This is a genomic window from Pseudomonas sp. GW460-12-10-14-TSB1, assembly GCF_017349775.1.
GTDB classification, from domain to species: domain Bacteria; phylum Pseudomonadota; class Gammaproteobacteria; order Pseudomonadales; family Pseudomonadaceae; genus Aquipseudomonas; species Aquipseudomonas piscium.
In genome coordinates this window covers 122,546-138,801 of sequence record NZ_JACNAC010000004.1, presented here as the reverse complement: position 1 = coordinate 138,801, position 16,256 = coordinate 122,546, and the positions used below count along the sequence as shown (strand labels likewise).

The window sequence follows — 16,256 nt, the reverse complement described above, 5'->3', positions numbered from 1 at the left end:
AAACTACCCGCCCGGCGGACGCCCTAGCAAGCGCTTCCTAGCAGACGCCCATGCCCAACTGCATCAGCGCCAGCCCACCCTGGTGCCAGCCCCACCAGGCCAACGCCAACAGCGCGACGACAACTGCCAGGCCGACCCAGCGCAGGCCTGTCCGGCTCATGCCGCGCTAGCCTGCAAACGCGCGACCGGACGCTCGCGCACCGGCCAGTTCAGGGCCGCGGCCAGCAGACTGAGAAGAATCGCCACCTGCCAGATCAAGTCATAACTCCCGGTTCGATCGTAGACCACCCCGCCGAGCCAGCCGCCGAGGAACGAGCCCAACTGGTGAAACAGAAACACGATACCGCCCAGCATGGACAGGTTGCGCACACCGAACAAGGTGGCCACCGTGCCATTGGTCAGGGGCACCGTCGACAGCCACAGGAAGCCCATGGCCATGCCGAACAGATAAGCGCTGACTTGCGTCACCGGCAGCCAGAGGAACAGGCCGATGACCACCGCGCGCAGCAGGTACAAGCCAGTCAGCAAGCGCGGTTTGGACATGCGCCCGCCCAGCCAGCCGGCGGTGTAGGTACCGAAGATATTGAACAGGCCGATCAGCGCCAGCACCGTGGTGCCCACTGTAGCCGGCAAGTGCTGGTCCACCAGGTAGGCCGGCAAATGTATGCCGATGAATACCACCTGGAAACCACAGACGAAAAAGCCGAACGCCAGCAACCAGAACCCGGAATGGGAGCAGGCCTCGCGCAAGGCCTCGGAGAGGCTCTGCTCATGGCCCAGGCTTGGCAGCGGCTTGTCCTTGAGCATGCTCACCAGCGGCACGATCAATGCCACCAGCAAGCCCAGCACCAGCAGCGCTGACGACCAGCCGAGCCAGCCGATCAAACCCAGGGTGCCCGGCAGCATGGCGAACTGACCGAACGAACCGGCCGCACTGGCAATCCCCATGCCCATACTGCGTTTTTCCGGCGGCAGTGCGCGCCCCACCACGCCGAGGATCACTGAAAACGAGGTCCCTGAAAGGCCAATACCAATCAGCAATCCGGCACTCAACGACAGCGACAGGGGCGAATCGGCCAACCCCATGAACAGCAGGCCCACGGCGTACAACACACCGCCGATCATCACCACCTTGGCCGCGCCGAAGCGGTCGGCCAGAGCGCCAGTGAAAGGCTGGGCCAGGCCCCAAATGAGGTTCTGCAAGGCGATGGCAAAGGCAAACACCTCGCGCCCCCAGCCGAATTCCGCGCTCATGGGCGGCAGAAACAGCCCGAAGCCGTGTCGAACCCCCAGAGACAAGGCCAGGATCAGCGCACTCCCGAGAAGAACCCAACCGCTGGTACGCCACATCGAAGTCATTTTATTCTCCATTTACGGGTATATACCCGCTTATCATCGAACGAACAGTGCTCACGACAGTTCGTTCAGCAAGGCCAGCAAGGTTTCGCGTTTCTCTGCACCCAGACGATCGATCAAGCGCTGTTGCGCCGCTTCCCAGGCCGGCAAGGCCGCCAGCAGTCGCTGCTGGCCTTCCTCGGTCAACTGGACGATGCGATTGCGTTGATCCTCGCCCTCTGACAGCCGGACCAACCCCTCGCCTTCCAGCACCCGCAGGTTGCGGCCCAGGGTGCTGCGGTCCAGGCCCATGGCCTCGGCCAGGCTGGAAATGCTCGGTTGGTCCAGGCGCTGCAGGTTGCTCAGCAAAGAATACTGGGCAACGTTGATCCCGAAGCCGTCGAGAGCGCCGTCGTAGAACCTGCTGACGCCACGGGCGGCGCGACGCAGGTTGGTGCACAGACATTGAGAAGGAAGCATGGTGCGTGTATATACCCGCGATTAACGAAATGCAAGATTTTTGCAAAGCCCAGGGCGCGGATAAAACCCGCGCCCCGCCTTTCTAGAACAGCACCAACCCCACCAGGACCGCCACCTCCAGCAGTTCCAGCAGAGCCCCCGCCGTATCCCCGGTGGTGCCGCCCAGACGACGCAGCATCAGCTGACGCAAGCCGACAAACACCACGCCCGCCAGCAGCAACGCCAACACCGCGCCATAACCACCGAGCACAACACACACCAGCACAGTAAGCGCCAGCACCCACTTGCCGGCCAGACGCGGCAGATGATTCGCCAGCGCCTGCCCAAGGCCACCAGGGCGCACATAAGGCGTGCAGAGGAACAGCCCCAGCAAGGCCCCGCGGCCGATCAACGGCGCCAGCAGCAAGGCCATATCGGCCTGCTGCTCGATCAGCGCTACCAGCGCGGCGAACTTGAGCAGCAACACCAACCCCAGGGTCACCACAGCGATCGGCCCGCTGCGCGGATCCTTCATGATTGTCAGCGTGCGCTCGCGATCGCCGAAGCCACCCAGCCAGGCATCCGCGCTGTCGGCCAGCCCATCCAGATGCAAGGCACCGCTGAGCAGCACCCAGACCGCCAGCAACAACGCCCCATGCAGCAACAGCGGCGCGCCCATCAACAACTGGTTCAGCCCCCACAGCAGTAGCCCGAACAGCAGGCCGACCAGCGGATAGAACAGCAACGACCGGCCCATTTCCTCGGGCGACGGCATGCCCGGCAAACGCACCGGGAAACTGCTGAGAAATTGCAGGGCGATCCAGAATGGCAACACGCTCAGACTCCTTCGCTCAACACCAGGCCAGCCTCGACAGTCAGGGCGAACAAGGCACCGTGAGCGACTTCGACATTCAACAACTGCTCTCGCGGCAAACCCCGGGCCCGGGCCAGCAACAACCGCATCACCCCGCCATGACTGACCAGCAGCACCCGCTCGCCGGCATAACGCTGGTGCAGACGCTCGACCGCCCCCAGCACCCGCTCGGAAAACGCCAGCACCGTCTCGCCCTGCGGTGGAGTAAAGGCATAGGGATCGGCCCAGAACCGCCCCAGCGCCTCGGCGTCGGTCGCCATCAGCGCCGCCGCGCTCTGCCCTTCCCAGGCGCCGAAATGCAGTTCCTGCAGATCCGGGTCCAGGCTCACCGGCAACGCCAGGCGCACGCCCAGTTCCTCGGCGAAACGCGCACAGCGTTGCAAGGGCGAGCTCACCAACCGATCCCAAGGCCCCTGGTCGGCGACGGCGGCGCGCATCTGCTGCCATCCGGCATCGGTCAGGGCATCGTCGAGGCTGCCGCGCAGGCCACCACCGAGTTCGGTTTCACCATGGCGCAGCAGGTCCAGGCGCAAAGTCATGCCGGACGATCCGCCACGGCCGCTTCGGCGAAAGTCGCCATCTGCCCGTGCAGGTCGCAGGCCAGGCGCAGCAAGGGCACCGCCAGCGCCGCGCCACTGCCCTCGCCCAGGCGCAAACCGAGGTCCAGCAAGGGCTCGGCCTCGAGGGTTTGCAGGATATGTCGATGCCCCGGCTCGGCCCCACGATGGCCGAACAGCAACCACTGGCGGCACTCGGGGTTCAGCCGCACGGCTACCAGCGCCGCCACGCTGCAAATGAAACCGTCGACCAGCACCGCCACGCCCTCCTGGGCACAAGCCAGGTACGCCCCCACCAGGGCAGCGATTTCAAAACCGCCGAGGTTGAACAAGGTCTGCAAGGCATCGCCACGCTGGGCGGCATGCAGGCTCAAGGCCCGCTCGATCACCCGCGCCTTATGACTGACACCCGCCGCATCCAGGCCGGTGCCCGGCCCCGCCAGGTGCGCCACCGGAATGTCCAGCAAGGCGCAGGCCACGGCGCTGGCCGCAGTGGTGTTGCCGATGCCCATCTCGCCACCGATAAACAGCTCGCTGCCCTGCTCGACGGCCCGCAGCACACTGTCACGTCCAGCCTGCAGGGCTTGCTCGCCCTGGGCCTGGGTCATGGCCGGCCCCTCGACGAAGTTCCGGGTGCCCGCTCCCAGGTTCAAATGACGCACGCCAGACAGGTTCAGCCCGGGTGTCACCGTGCCGAGGTCGACCACTTCCAGGCGTGCCCGCAGCTGCCGCGCCAACACGCTGATGGCCGCACCGCCAGTGACGAAATTGTGCAGCATCTGCCCGGTGACTTCCTGCGGATAGACCGAAACGCCCTCGGCCACCACCCCGTGGTCGCCGGCAAAAATCGCGATCCACAGTTGCTCCAGGCCAGGCTTGACCCGCCCCTGCAAGCCGGCCAGCTGTACCGCTACCTGCTCCAGTTGCCCCAGCGAACCCGCGGGCTTGGTCAATTGCTGCTGACGCGACCGCGCCGCCTCCAGGGCTTGAGTGTCGAGCGCCTTGCACGGCCGCAGCCACCAGAAGTCATTCATAACGCAGTTCCTTTCAGAGTCAGAGGCAGGCCGGCCACCGTCAGCACTACCCGCTGACAACGCTCGGCCAGGGCTTGATGCAGCCAACCGGCTTCATCGACATAACGGCGAGTCAATTCGCCCAGCGGCACGACACCCATTCCGGTCTCGTTGCTGACAAAAATGATTTCGCCCGGCAGTGACGCCAGGCATTCCAACAGTGCGTCGCGCTCACTGGCGAGCCGCTCGGCATCTTCCAGCAGCAACAGGTTGGTCAGCCACAAGGTCAGGCAATCCACCAGCAGGCAGCGCTCGGCGCTCGCCGCTTCACGCAGCACCCGCGCCAGTTCCAGCGGCTCCTCGATCAATGCCCATTCGGCCGGACGCCGTTCGCGGTGATGGGCAATGCGCCGGTTCATTTCGCCGTCCAGCGCCTGGCTGGTAGCGATATAGGTCACGGCCAGGCCGCTCTCGCCGGCGAGCTTTTCAGCCAGGCGACTCTTACCGGAGCGGGCACCGCCGAGGATCAGTTGCAACATGCTTGGAAACCCTTGAATTGAGGTACAGCCACAGCGGCGCCGCGATACCGGCGTCGACGCTCTAAAGCCCGCAAAGATGGCGCAGGCGCTCGGTGTCCAGGTGCTGTTCCACCAGGTCGGCCAGGCGCTCGATGTCGCGCTCGCGCAGCGCGTGGTAATCGACCGCCTGCACCTCGCGCAACCCTGCCCAGCGCAGCAACGCACTGCAGGCCGCCGGCGCTTCGAACAAGCCGTGCAGATAGGTACCGAGAATCTGCCCATCGTCGCTGCGCGCGCCATCGCAACGACCGTCGTCCAGAGTCACGGCCGGCAGTTCCAGCCCAGGCCCCGTCGTGACGCCGGCATGGATCTCATAACCGCTGACCTCGGCCTCTTCTAGCGCCAGGTGTCCACGCACGTTGCGCAGTTGCTTCTCTTGTTCCAGCACCGTCTCGAATGCCAGCAGCCCCAGCCCCGCGCTGGAGCCTGGCGCGCCTTCCAGCCCCAGGGGATCGTGCAACTGCTCGCCGAGCATCTGCAAACCGCCACAAATACCCAGCAACTTGCCGCCATAGCGCAGGTGCCGGGCGATGGCCGTGTCCCAGCCCTGGGCGCGCAGATACGCCAGGTCGCTGCGCACGCTTTTCGAGCCGGGCAGGATGATCAGGTCGGCCGGCGGAATCGCCTGGCCAGGACCGATGAATTGCAGGTCCACCTGGGGGTGCAGGCGCAATGGATCGAAGTCGGTGTGATTGCTGATGCGCGGCAACACCGGCACCAGCACTTTCAGCACCTGCTCGGCCTTGTCGGCCTGACGCTGGTCGATACCGTCCTCAGCCTCCAGATGCAGGTCCAGCACGTAGGGCAGCACGCCGATCACCGGCTTGCCGGTACGCGCTTCGAGCCAGTCGAGGCCCGGTTGCAACAGGGCGATATCGCCGCGAAAACGGTTGATGATGAAACCTTTGACCCGCGCCTGCTCGCTCGGCGACAACAGCTCCAGGGTGCCCACCAGATGGGCGAAAACCCCGCCACGGTTGATGTCGGCGATCAGCAGCACCGGGCAGTCCACCGCTTCGGCAAAGCCCATGTTGGCGATATCGCCAGCCCGCAGGTTGATCTCCGCCGGCGAACCCGCGCCCTCCACCATCACCACCGGATAGGCCGCGCTCAGGCGTTGGTGAGAGGCCAGCACCGCCTGCATGGCGATGACCTTGTAGTCGTGATAGGCCACGGCGTTCATGGTGGTCACCGCGCGGCCGTGAATGATCACCTGGGCCCCGGTGTCACTGTTGGGTTTGAGCAGCACCGGGTTCATGTCGGTGTGCGGCGCAAGGCGCGCGGCCTGGGCCTGCACCGCCTGGGCCCGGCCGATCTCGCCGCCGTCGGCGGTCACCGCGCTGTTGAGGGCCATGTTCTGCGGCTTGAAGGGCACGACGCTGACGCCCTGGCGCGTCAGCCAGCGGCAGAGCGCCGTCACCAGGGTGCTTTTACCGGCATCGGAGGTGGTGCCCTGCACCATCAGGGTGGTCATGGGTGTTCCTTGGCGTAGGCGACAAAGGCCTGTTCGAGACGCGACCAGTCGGCTTCGTCGGCCGGCAGGCCAAAACGCAGGCTGCTGTTGTGGGTGAACAATCGCAGCAGGATGCCCCGGCGCGCCATGAACTCATGCAACAGTTCGGCGCGATCGGTGATCAGCCACTGAAACAGCGCACAGCCACCCTGGGGTTTCAGGCCGTGGCGTTCGAGCAGTTGCGCCAGGCGCAGGCTCGCCGCTTCGCTGCGCAGCCGTTGCCGCTCATGGCCTTCATTGTCGCGCAGGCACACCTGGCCCAGCACCCGGGTCGGTCCGCTGACGGCCCAGGGGCCGACCTGTTCGGCCAGCAGCTTGAGCAACTTGCGCTCGGCCAGGACGAAGCCCAGGCGTACACCGGCCAGGCCGAAAAACTTGCCGAAGGAACGCAGGACAATCAACCCCACCTGATCGGCCTGGGCCGCCAGGCTCAGATGGGGAGTGTTGTCCATGAAGGCCTCGTCGACCACCAGCCAGCCACCGCGCTGCGCCAGGCGCGCGTGCCAGTCCAGCAGGCGCTCCGGGGTCAGGCTCAGGCCTGTGGGGTTGTTCGGGTTGACCACCACCAGCACGTCCAGGCTGTCGAGGAAAAAGTCCACTTCCTGCTCCAGCACCTCACGCACGATGTAGCCGCTGCGGCGCCAGGCTTCGGCGTGTTCGGCATAACAGGGCGACAGCACGCCGACCTTGCCGGCGCGGCGCAAACGCGGGAGCAGCTGGATCGCCGCCTGGGAGCCGGGCACCGGCAACACATGGGCGGCACCGTAGTAGTCGCGGGCGGCCTGCTCCAGGCCATCGTCGGTTTCCGGCAGGCGCGCCCAGGCCCGCATGCCGATCTCGGGAATCGGCCACGGCCAGGGCGCCAGGCCGCTGGACAGGTCCAGCCAGTCGGCCTCGGCGATGCCGTATTGATCGGCCGCCTTGCGCAGGCGGCCACCGTGCTCAAGCATAGAACTCAGCTCCCACGCAGAGAATCAGCAGCCATAACCAGACCCCACGCTGTACCAGTTGCCAGCCGCGATCGATGGACGAAGCATCGGCCGCCACGCCCTCGCCCAGCTGCGGCCGCTGGTGCAGCTCGCCGTGATAGATCGCCGCGCCGCCCAGCTCGACACCCAGGGCCCCGGCCCCGGCCGCCATCACCGGCCCGGCGTTCGGGCTGTCCCAGGTCGGCCCCTGGCGGCGCCAGCATTTCAGCGCCAGGCGGGTCTTGCCCAGCAACGCGTAAGTCAGGGCCACCAGACGGGCCGGAACATAGTTGAGCAGGTCGTCGATCTTCGCCGCCGCCCAGCCGAAACGCTCGAAACGTTCATTACGATAGCCCCACATCGCATCCAGGGTGTTGCTCAGACGATAGAGCACCACGCCCGGCGCGCCGGCCACGGCAAACCAGAACAAGGCGGCGAACACCGCGTCGCTGCCGTTCTCCAGCACCGACTCGGTGGCGGCGCGGGCGACTTCGGTGGCATCCAGTTCGCTGGTCTGGCGACTGACCAGATAACCGACCCGCTGCCGCGCCTGATCCAGGTCGTCGCTGCGCAAGGCCTGGGCCACTGGCTCGACATGCTCGCCGAGGCTGCGTAGGCCGAGGGCGCAGTACAGCGCCAGGATCTCGAACAGCCAGCCGATATAGGGCAGCCAGGAAAACAGCGTTGCCAGCAGGGTCAGCGGCAGCACCGCGATGACCCAGGCAGTGACGCCATGACTGCGCCAGCCGCGACCGCCGGAGTTGAAACGTTGCTCGATGCGATCGGCAAAACGGCCGAACGCCACCAGCGGATGCCAGCGTTTGGGTTCGCCCAGCAACGCGTCCAGCGCTACCCCGGCGACACTCAGCAACGCCACACTCATTGACTCACTCCCCAATAGTTTTCATACAGCAATTCACTCAGCGGACGCTCCCGCGCCCAGCCTTCGAGCACCAGCATCGGCGCCGGGTAAAACTCGCCCACCGGCCCCAGGCACAGCACCGCCAGTGGCTTGGCCCCGGCCGGCAGGCCAAGCAACTCGGCCAGGGCAGCGGGCTCGAACAGCGACACCCAGCCCATGCCCAACCCTTCGGCCCGAGCCGCCAGCCACAGGTTCTGAATCGCGCAGGAAAGCGAAGCCAGATCCATTTCCGGCAAGGTGCGCCGGCCAAAGATATGCCGCTCACGGTCGTCCATCAGCGCCGCCACCAGGACCTCGGCGCAGTCGTTGATGCCTTCGACCTTGAGCTTCATGAACTCGTCGGAACGTTCGCCCAGGGCCTCGGCGGTGCGTACCCGCTCCTCTTCCACCAGCTGCTGAATCTGCCCGCGCAACGGCCGGTCGCTGATACGGATGAAACGCCAGGGCTGCATCAGGCCGACGCTGGGCGCCTGGTGCGCCGCTTCCAGCAGGCGACGCAAGACCTGCGGCTCGACCGTGCCACCGACGAAGTGGCGCATATCGCGACGCTCGGCGATCGCGCGATAGACCGCGTCGCGTTCGGCCGCGGAAAAGGCGTTGTCGCTCATGGGCACCGCGCGAGCACGCTCGCTCCTGCCGGCGCCAGCAGAGCCGCCACCGCTTCGGGGTTGGACGGAAAATAGAAATGCACATAAGAGGCGGTCATCCGCCCTTCGCGGTAAACCGCTTCCGCGCCGCGCCCGCCATTCGGGCTCAGTCCCCGGGCGATCGGCGCAAGCTCGGTGCTGGTCAACGAGTGGTGGTAGGTATGCCCGCGCAGCGAACCTTCCGGCAACTCCACCGCCTGCAAGGCCAGGGCCGCCAGGCGCTTTTGCATCACCGCATCGCCGGGCAACAGGCCCAGCAGTTCGGCACGCTCGCCGTCGACGTCGGTCAGGGAGTCCAGCAGATACAACATGCCGCCGCACTCGGCGAGCAAGGGTTTGCCGGCAGCGTGATGCGCGCGGATCGCGCTGAGCATCGAGCCGTTCGCCGCCAGCGCCCGGTGATGCAGCTCCGGGTAACCGCCTGGCAGGTACAGGCTGTCTGCCTCGGGCAGTACCGCGTCATGGATTGGCGAGAAAAAGTCCAGTTCAGCGCCCATGGCCCGCAGCAGATCCAGGCTCGCGCCATAGGTAAAGGCAAAGGCTTCGTCGCGGGCCACGGCAATGCGCACGCCGGCCAACAGCGGCTCGACGGCAACTGTCTGGGGAGCGGCAAACGCCACGGCCGGCGGCAAGGCCACTTCGCAGCTGTCAGCCAAGGCGGCGGCCGCCGCGTCGAGACGCAAATCCAGATCGTTGAGTTCGCTGGCCTGCACCAACCCCAAATGGCGGCTGGGCAGTTCGATGCCAGTTTCCCGGGACAGCGCGCCGTACCAGCGCAGGCCCTCGGTCAGGCTGCCTTCGAGCAACTGCGCATGGCGCAGGGTACCGACGCGGTTGGCCAGCACGCCGGCGAACGGCAAGTCCGGCTGATAACGCGCCAACCCCAGCGCCAGGGCACCGAAGGTCTGGGCCATGGCGGTGCCATCGATCACCGCGAGCACCGGCACCCCGAAATGCCGCGCCAGGTCGGCGCTGGACGGCGTGCCGTCGAACAGCCCCATCACGCCTTCGATCAGGATCAGGTCCGCCTCGCCGGCGGCCTCCCACAACAGGCGGCGGCTTTCCTGCTCGCCGACCATCCACATGTCCAGCTGATACACCGGCGCACCGCTGGCGCGCTCGAGGATCATCGGGTCGAGAAAGTCCGGGCCGCACTTGAACACGCGCACCTTGCGTCCCTGATTGCGATGCAGGCGGGCGAGCGCGGCGGTCACGGTGGTCTTGCCCTGACCGGAAGCCGGCGCGGCAATCAATACCGCCGGGCAATGACGGGCATCACTCACAGTTCGACGCCTTTTTGCGCTTTGATCCCGGCCTGGAAGGCATGCTTGACCATGCCCATTTCAGTGACGGTGTCGGCCAGTTCGATCATCTCCGGCTTGGCTCCACGCCCGGTGACCACCACATGCTGCATTGGCGGCCGGGCCTGCAGGTCACTGAGCACCTGATCCAGGTCCAGATAGCCGTGCTTGAGGGCGATGTTCAATTCGTCGAGCACCACCAGGCCGATGTTCGGATCGCTCAGCAGTTCGCGGGAAACCGCCCAGGCGGCTTCGGCGGCGGCGATGTCGCGCTGGCGGTCCTGGGTTTCCCAGGTGAAGCCCTCGCCCATGACATGGAAGCGCACCTGCTCCGGGAAGCGCCGGAAAAACAATTCCTCGCCGGTGCTGTTGCGGCCTTTGATGAACTGCACCACGCCGCATTGCATACCGTGGCCCATGGCCCGCGCGAGCATGCCGAAGGCCGAGCTGCTTTTGCCTTTGCCGTTGCCGGTCAGCACCAGCAGCAAACCGCACTCGTTCGGCGAATTGGCGATGCGTTCATCGATCACAGCTTTTTTGCGCAACATGCGCGCCAGATGGCGTTCGTCACGATCAGGGGATTCAGTCATGGGGCAGCTCTCCGTTGGGGCTGGATAACGGGGGGCAGGAATAGGAATAGACGGCGCAAGCCTGGCATCGCCCACCGTGATGCCGTTGGATGGATCAGGCCGGTCTCCGGGCTTGTGAGTGGCTGGGATGCCCAACTGCGCGCCTTCCCATGTCGACAGTCGACACAGTGGCATCAGGCGCAGTCTTGACTCACTTACCGTTGCGGGGGCAGCGCCGGAATCGTCGTGCATGCGTCTTCGGCATGCGTACTCACCGGCTTCCCTGTTTCACTCTGTCGACCTGCGGCCACAGAGCACCTGAAACAAGTCGCGAAGGTTAGAGGGTTGGGGGTGGAGCGTCAATTAAAGCCGGGGGCCGACAGATCGACGAACTGCTGCATATCGGAAATATGACGCCAATCTTGTGCCACACTCAGCGCAGTGATATCAAATAGCCATAATCCCGTTAAAAAACTCCAACATCTCAACAATAATAGGAAAAGTCCGATGAAAGGCATGATCGTCAGCAATCCGAAACTGGAATTCCTGCGCCCTGCCCTGGAACGCTGGTTCGATTGCATCGACCGCTACAACGCCGTGCGCGGCGATAACGAAAGCCCTTACTGGTTCGACGAAAAAGCCAACCTGGGATTGCTCTCGGCGGCGGCCTGGATGGCGGAGATGGTCACCCTGGAGCACACCCCGAGCAAAAAACAGGTCGAGGACGGCGACCGCAGCGGTCGCACCGACCTGTACATCGCCACGCAGGAGGAACGCGTCTATATCCAGACCACCCAGCGCTGGCCCCGGGTCAACAGCCTGCACCTGACCCAACCGTTGCTGGATGCCGCCAGCGACGCGAAAAAAGCCAGCTACCCCAGCGATCTGAAACTCGGCTGCCTGTTCGTCACACCACAGAAAACCCAGCACAGCGCCACCCCGGAAGAACTGCAGGACATGGTCGACGACCTGCAAAAGGAACATTGCTGCGCCGTCGCCTGGTACTTCCCCTACGCGTACCGCAAATTGCGCAACGAAGCCGGCAACTATCACCCCGGCGTTGCCGTGCTGTTCAAGGAAGCACGCTGAACGGGTTGAACCATCGCCCGTCTGTGCTTCTCTATGACTACACCGACGTCGTGCATTCATAGGGAAATCAGCATGCTCAAGCCTCGATACGCAATCCTTATTACCCTCGCCGCAGGCCTTGCCGCCTGTGGCGAAAGCTCCACCCTCCAGGTCTCCGACGGCACCGGCCCCTCGCCGAAACTGCCCGAACCGAACAAGACCCTGCTTCCGACCGTGAACATCGCGCCCGCGATCGGCTGGCCGCAAGGCGCCAAACCGGTGGCCGCCGCCGGCACCCAGGTGGCCGCATTCGCCGAAGGCCTGGACCATCCACGCTGGTTGTATGTGCTGCCCAATGGCGACGTACTGGTGGCGGAGACCAACGCCCCGCCCTCCCCCGATGACAGCAAGGGTATTCGTGGCTGGATCGCCAGCAAGATCATGAGCCGCGCCGGGGCCGGCGTGCCCAGCCCGAACCGCATCACCCTGCTGCGGGACAAGGATCAGGATGGCGTGGCGGAAACCCGCACGGTGTTCCTGGAAAACCTCAACTCGCCGTTCGGCATGACCCTGGTGGGCAATGACCTGTACGTCGCCGACACCGATCGCCTGGTGCGTTTCCCCTACAAGGACGGCGACACCAAGATCAGCGCCCAGCCGACCAAGGTGGTCGACCTGCCTGGCGGCAAGCTGAACCACCACTGGACCAAAAACGTGATTGCCAGCAAGGACGGCAGCAAGCTGTACGTCACGGTCGGTTCCAACAGCAACGTCGGCGAAAACGGCATGGACCAGGAGGAAGGTCGCGCCGCCATCTGGGAAGTCGACCGCGCCAGCGGCAAGCAACGGATTTTCGCCTCCGGCCTGCGCAACCCCAACGGCATGGCCTGGGAGCCGCAAAGTGGCCAGCTGTGGACCGCGGTCAACGAGCGCGACGAGATCGGCAGCGACCTGGTGCCGGACTACATCACCTCGGTCAAGGATGGCGCCTTCTATGGCTGGCCATTCAGCTACTACGGTCAGCATGTGGACGTGCGAGTCACCCCGCAGAACCCGGACCTGGTGGCCAAGGCTATCGCTCCGGATTATGCCGTCGGCCCGCATACCGCCTCCCTGGGCCTGGCATTCGCCGAAGGCAGCAAGCTGCCGGCGCCGTTCACCCAAGGCGTGTTCATCGGCCAGCATGGCTCGTGGAACCGCAAGCCCCATAGCGGCTATAAGGTGATCTTCGTCCCCTTCGCCAACGGCAAGCCGGTGGGCCAACCGGTGGACGTCCTGACCGGTTTCCTCAGCGCCGACGAGAAAGCCATGGGCCGCCCGGTCGGCGTAGTGATCGACAAGCAAGGGGATCTACTTGTGGCCGATGATGTCGGCAACAAGGTCTGGCGCGTGTCAGCAGCCAAGGCGCAATAGGTTCAGCGCTTGCGACACAGGGTCAGGCCATCCCCCAGGGGCAATAGCGACAGGTCGACACGCGGGTCATCCTTCAAGGCACGATTGAGTGCCTGGATGGCCCGGGTGTCTTCGCTCTGGGGATTCTCCTCCAGCACCCGACCGCTCCACAGCGTGTTATCGAACACCGCCAGCCCACCCACGCGCAGCAAGCGCAAGGCACTTTCCAGATAAGCCGGGTAATTGGCCTTGTCGGCGTCAATGAAGACCAGGTCGAAACCAGCCTCGCCCTCCTCCTGCTCGATCTTGGCCAAGGTCTCCAGGGCCGGCGCCAGACGCAACTCGATCCGCCCGGCGACACCCGCTTCCTGCCAGTAGCGGCGCGCGGTGGCGTTGTAATCGCCCGGGATGTCACAGCAGATCAACTGGCCATCCTCCGGCAAGGCCGCGGCCATGGACAAGGCGCTGTAGCCGGTGAAAGTCCCCACCTCCAGCACACGCCGGGCACCGATCAGTTTGATCAGCAACGCGAGGAACTGCCCCTGCTCGGGCGCCACCTGCCAGCGCGCCATGGGCAGCGCCTGGGTTTCGTCACGCAGACGGCGCAGCAGCGGCGTTTCGCGCAGGGAAACGTCGAGCAAGTAGTGATAGAGGGCGTCGTCGAGGTTGAGGGTACGAGCGGTCATGGCAACCTCGACGCAGAGATAGGAAGAACCTAAGGGTTGTGCGCCAGATGCTCTGGCTGCAGCACGCGCTTGGCGCTCAGGTAGGCTTTTTGCCAATAGGCCTTGGACAGGCTGTCCAGCTTCACCGTACCACCGGTGGCCGGCGCATGGACGAAGCGGCCTTCGCCGACATAGATGCCCGCGTGGCTGACCTGGGAACCGCCATTGGTGGCAAAAAATATCAGGTCGCCGGTCTGCAAGGCGTTCTTGCCGACATTCGGTGCACGCATGCCGATCATTTCGCGGGTCGAACGCGGCAGCGAGATACCGGCGGCATCGCGATAGACGTAGCCGATCAGGCCACTGCAATCGAAACCGGAATCCGGTGTGTTGCCGCCCCAGCGATAAGGCGTGCCCACCAGGCCCAACGCACGAAACAGCACGTCTTCGGCAGCTGGCGAGAAGGTCTGGGGAGTATTGAAAACGGGAGCACGTACCACAGGCGCGGGTGGCGGGGTACGGCTGGCGCACGCGCTGAGCAGCGCGGCGAGAACGATCAATGCGAGGCGGGCCGACGTCGACATATGCAGAACAATCCTGATCTGGATGCGGCTTTCTCTGCCGTGAGGCCGAAAACAAAACCGCGTAAGCAGGGCTTACGCGGTTAGTTTTCAACAATAGATCAGGATTCTAGCGTCTACGCGCCAAACTTCAAGTAAGACTTTAACTTCACCTTACAAAAAGTCCGCTTACTTGCGTGCGGTGACCACGGTCGGGGCCATGGCGAGGGCGCGCTTGGCTTCGATGAAGGTCTTGCTCCAGTAGCTGTCGCCCAGGCTGTCCACTCGCACACCACCGCTGCGGCGGCTGCTGGAATGGATGAACTGGTCATCGCCCAGGTAGATGCCAGCGTGGCTTACACGACCGCGACGACCATTGGTGGCGAAGAACAACAGATCGCCCGGCTGCAGCTTGTTACGCGCAACCAGTGGAGCGTCAACGTTGATCATTTCACGGGTGGAGCGCGGCAGATTCATGCCGGCTTCTTCACGGAACAGGTAGCCGATGAAACCGCTGCAATCGAAGCCGGCTTCAGAGGTACCGCCGAAACGGTAACGGGTACCGATCAGGGACATGCCACGTTCGAGGATACTGTCAGCCAGCACTGGCAGCTGGTAAGGCTTGCTGTCAGCGAACTCGGCGAGTTCTTTTTCGGTTGCCAGCTCTTCCTGGAAAATAGCGGAAGACTGGGCTTTTGAAGAGTTTTGAACCTGTTGTTGCTGCTCTTGTTGGCTCACCGGAGAGTGGGTGGCGCAACCAAACAACAGGGTGACGAGTGCAAGAGGCACGAGGGGTGCGAAGCGCTTCAGCATGGGCACGACCGTGGCTTAAAGTTATAAAGAAGCCGCGACTATGCCTTCTATCGCTCTAATTTGCAAATTCAATCGATTGAAATGTGACTTATCGGTTTCTACTCAACATCTAAGGCCTTAAGCCCATTTTAAACGCACGCGCCTCTGGAACCGCTTCCGGATGCGGGTTTTCTGGCGCCTGAAATATGCCAAAAAGCCACTACCGCCCGCGGTTTTACCAGCCCAGGGTTTCTTTGAGGAAGGGAATGGTGAGCTTGCGCTGAGCCTGCAAGGACGCCTGATCGAGGCGCTCCAGCAGCTCGAACAAGGCGCTCATGCTGCGGGTACCGCGAGTCAGGATAAAGTGCCCGACTTCGTCGGTCAGGTGCAGCCCGCGACGCGAGGCACGCAATTGCAATGCACGCAATTTGTCTTCGTCAGAGAGCGGGCGCATCTGGAAGATCAGCGCCAGGGTGAGGCGGGATTTGAGGTCCGCCAGCTTCACCGGCAGCTCCCGTGGAGAGGTCGAGGCCGCGATCAACAGGCGCCGGCCGCTGTCACGCAGACGGTTGAACAGATGGAACAGCGCCTCTTCCCAGTCAGCCTTGCCCGCCACCGCTTGCAAGTCGTCCAGGCAGACCAGTTCGTACTGTTCCAGGTTGTCGAGGATTTCGATGCCGCGATCCAGCAACTCCGCCAGGGGCAGATAGACCGCCGGCTCCCCCAACTGCTCGAACCGCAGGCAGGCCGCCTGCAGCAAGTGCGTGCGCCCTACCCCATCCTTGCCCCAGAGGTAGATCAGGCTTTCGGTCCAGCCGGCGTCGGCTTCGCAAAGCCGCTCGACATAGCCGAGTGCAGCGGCATTGGCGCCTGGGTAGTAGTTGATGAAGGTGGCGTCATCACGCAGACGCACACCTAGGGGCAGCTGAATCGGTTTCATGCTGACTGAACAGTTCCAAACGAACCGTTAGTGGCCTCTGTGTAAAGTTTGCAAAGTTTATACCCGTGACGCCGGGCGCACAATGCAGCAGACCACAAGCAAA

General features: G+C 64.2%; 19 protein-coding genes and 1 riboswitch. Of the genes, 2 read left to right on the top strand and 17 right to left on the bottom strand.

Annotated features, from left to right (window positions below):
• Nucleotides 1–37: 37 nt before the first annotated feature.
• From J4D52_RS30460 to cobO, 13 genes are all read right to left on the bottom strand, one after another.
• Nucleotides 38–160 carry a hypothetical protein gene (locus tag J4D52_RS30460; RefSeq protein WP_256581500.1) on the bottom strand — a complete coding sequence of 41 codons (123 nt, stop codon included), beginning with the start codon at nucleotides 158–160 and terminating at the stop codon, nucleotides 38–40.
• A complete protein-coding gene (locus tag J4D52_RS04445; RefSeq protein WP_102676573.1) occupies nucleotides 157–1,359 on the bottom strand; it encodes an MFS transporter in 1,203 nt (400 codons plus the stop codon). Before J4D52_RS04445 ends, J4D52_RS30460 begins: the two co-directional genes overlap by 4 nt.
• A 51-nt stretch (nucleotides 1,360–1,410) precedes the next feature.
• Entirely contained in the window at nucleotides 1,411–1,815 is a 405-nt protein-coding gene (locus tag J4D52_RS04440; RefSeq protein ID WP_102676572.1) for a MarR family winged helix-turn-helix transcriptional regulator, read from the bottom strand.
• 82 nt (nucleotides 1,816–1,897) lie between these two features.
• Nucleotides 1,898–2,629 carry an adenosylcobinamide-GDP ribazoletransferase gene (locus J4D52_RS04435; protein WP_102676571.1) on the bottom strand — a complete coding sequence of 244 codons (732 nt, stop codon included), beginning with the start codon at nucleotides 2,627–2,629 and terminating at the stop codon, nucleotides 1,898–1,900.
• Nucleotides 2,630–2,631: 2 nt separating this feature from the next.
• Nucleotides 2,632–3,207, bottom strand: coding sequence for an alpha-ribazole phosphatase family protein (cobC, locus tag J4D52_RS04430; RefSeq protein ID WP_102676570.1), 576 nt, complete (start codon nucleotides 3,205–3,207; stop codon nucleotides 2,632–2,634).
• On the bottom strand, nucleotides 3,204–4,259 hold the full coding sequence (gene cobT, locus J4D52_RS04425; RefSeq protein ID WP_102676569.1) for a nicotinate-nucleotide--dimethylbenzimidazole phosphoribosyltransferase: 1,056 nt from the start codon (nucleotides 4,257–4,259) through the stop codon (nucleotides 3,204–3,206). The genes cobC and cobT overlap by 4 nt, the downstream gene beginning before the upstream one ends.
• Nucleotides 4,256–4,777 (bottom strand): bifunctional adenosylcobinamide kinase/adenosylcobinamide-phosphate guanylyltransferase, encoded by a 522-nt coding sequence (gene cobU, locus J4D52_RS04420; RefSeq protein WP_102676568.1) that lies wholly within the window; start codon nucleotides 4,775–4,777, stop codon nucleotides 4,256–4,258. The genes cobT and cobU overlap by 4 nt, the downstream gene beginning before the upstream one ends.
• Before the next feature lie 61 nt (nucleotides 4,778–4,838).
• Nucleotides 4,839–6,290: a cobyric acid synthase gene (locus J4D52_RS04415; protein ID WP_102676567.1), complete on the bottom strand. Its 1,452-nt coding sequence runs from the start codon at nucleotides 6,288–6,290 to the stop codon at nucleotides 4,839–4,841.
• The gene (gene cobD / locus J4D52_RS04410; protein ID WP_102676566.1) at nucleotides 6,287–7,279 is read right to left on the bottom strand and encodes a threonine-phosphate decarboxylase CobD; all 993 of its coding nucleotides are present in this window, start codon (nucleotides 7,277–7,279) and stop codon (nucleotides 6,287–6,289) included. The genes J4D52_RS04415 and cobD overlap by 4 nt, the downstream gene beginning before the upstream one ends.
• A complete protein-coding gene (cbiB, locus tag J4D52_RS04405) occupies nucleotides 7,272–8,180 on the bottom strand; it encodes an adenosylcobinamide-phosphate synthase CbiB (protein WP_025805648.1) in 909 nt (302 codons plus the stop codon). Before cbiB ends, cobD begins: the two co-directional genes overlap by 8 nt.
• Complete coding sequence (bluB, locus tag J4D52_RS04400; RefSeq protein WP_102676565.1) at nucleotides 8,177–8,827, bottom strand: 5,6-dimethylbenzimidazole synthase; 651 nt, start codon at nucleotides 8,825–8,827, stop codon at nucleotides 8,177–8,179. Before bluB ends, cbiB begins: the two co-directional genes overlap by 4 nt.
• Entirely contained in the window at nucleotides 8,824–10,149 is a 1,326-nt protein-coding gene (locus J4D52_RS04395; RefSeq protein ID WP_102676564.1) for a cobyrinate a,c-diamide synthase, read from the bottom strand. The genes bluB and J4D52_RS04395 overlap by 4 nt, the downstream gene beginning before the upstream one ends.
• Nucleotides 10,146–10,757, bottom strand: coding sequence for a cob(I)yrinic acid a,c-diamide adenosyltransferase (cobO, locus tag J4D52_RS04390; protein WP_025805652.1), 612 nt, complete (start codon nucleotides 10,755–10,757; stop codon nucleotides 10,146–10,148). The genes J4D52_RS04395 and cobO overlap by 4 nt, the downstream gene beginning before the upstream one ends.
• Nucleotides 10,758–10,836: 79 nt before the next feature.
• Nucleotides 10,837–11,073: riboswitch (cobalamin riboswitch) on the bottom strand.
• Between the two features lie 170 nt (nucleotides 11,074–11,243).
• Between cobO and J4D52_RS04385 the strand changes: the two genes are divergently transcribed.
• Together J4D52_RS04385 and J4D52_RS04380 are read left to right on the top strand one after the other, a co-directional pair.
• On the top strand, nucleotides 11,244–11,825 hold the full coding sequence (locus J4D52_RS04385; protein ID WP_025805653.1) for a hypothetical protein: 582 nt from the start codon (nucleotides 11,244–11,246) through the stop codon (nucleotides 11,823–11,825).
• A gap of 72 nt (nucleotides 11,826–11,897) precedes the next feature.
• Nucleotides 11,898–13,217, top strand: coding sequence for a sorbosone dehydrogenase family protein (locus tag J4D52_RS04380; protein WP_025805654.1), 1,320 nt, complete (start codon nucleotides 11,898–11,900; stop codon nucleotides 13,215–13,217).
• Between the two features lie 2 nt (nucleotides 13,218–13,219).
• Here the strand turns inward: J4D52_RS04380 and J4D52_RS04375 are convergent, their stop codons facing one another.
• From J4D52_RS04375 to hda, 4 genes are all read right to left on the bottom strand, one after another.
• Entirely contained in the window at nucleotides 13,220–13,882 is a 663-nt protein-coding gene (locus tag J4D52_RS04375) for a class I SAM-dependent methyltransferase (RefSeq protein WP_102676563.1), read from the bottom strand.
• Between the two features lie 29 nt (nucleotides 13,883–13,911).
• Nucleotides 13,912–14,445: a C40 family peptidase gene (locus tag J4D52_RS04370; RefSeq protein WP_007927778.1), complete on the bottom strand. Its 534-nt coding sequence runs from the start codon at nucleotides 14,443–14,445 to the stop codon at nucleotides 13,912–13,914.
• A 165-nt stretch (nucleotides 14,446–14,610) separates the two neighbouring features.
• Nucleotides 14,611–15,234 (bottom strand): C40 family peptidase, encoded by a 624-nt coding sequence (locus J4D52_RS04365; RefSeq protein ID WP_025805656.1) that lies wholly within the window; start codon nucleotides 15,232–15,234, stop codon nucleotides 14,611–14,613.
• A gap of 214 nt (nucleotides 15,235–15,448) precedes the next feature.
• Nucleotides 15,449–16,153 carry a DnaA regulatory inactivator Hda gene (gene hda, locus J4D52_RS04360; protein ID WP_007898944.1) on the bottom strand — a complete coding sequence of 235 codons (705 nt, stop codon included), beginning with the start codon at nucleotides 16,151–16,153 and terminating at the stop codon, nucleotides 15,449–15,451.
• Nucleotides 16,154–16,256 lie beyond the last annotated feature (103 nt).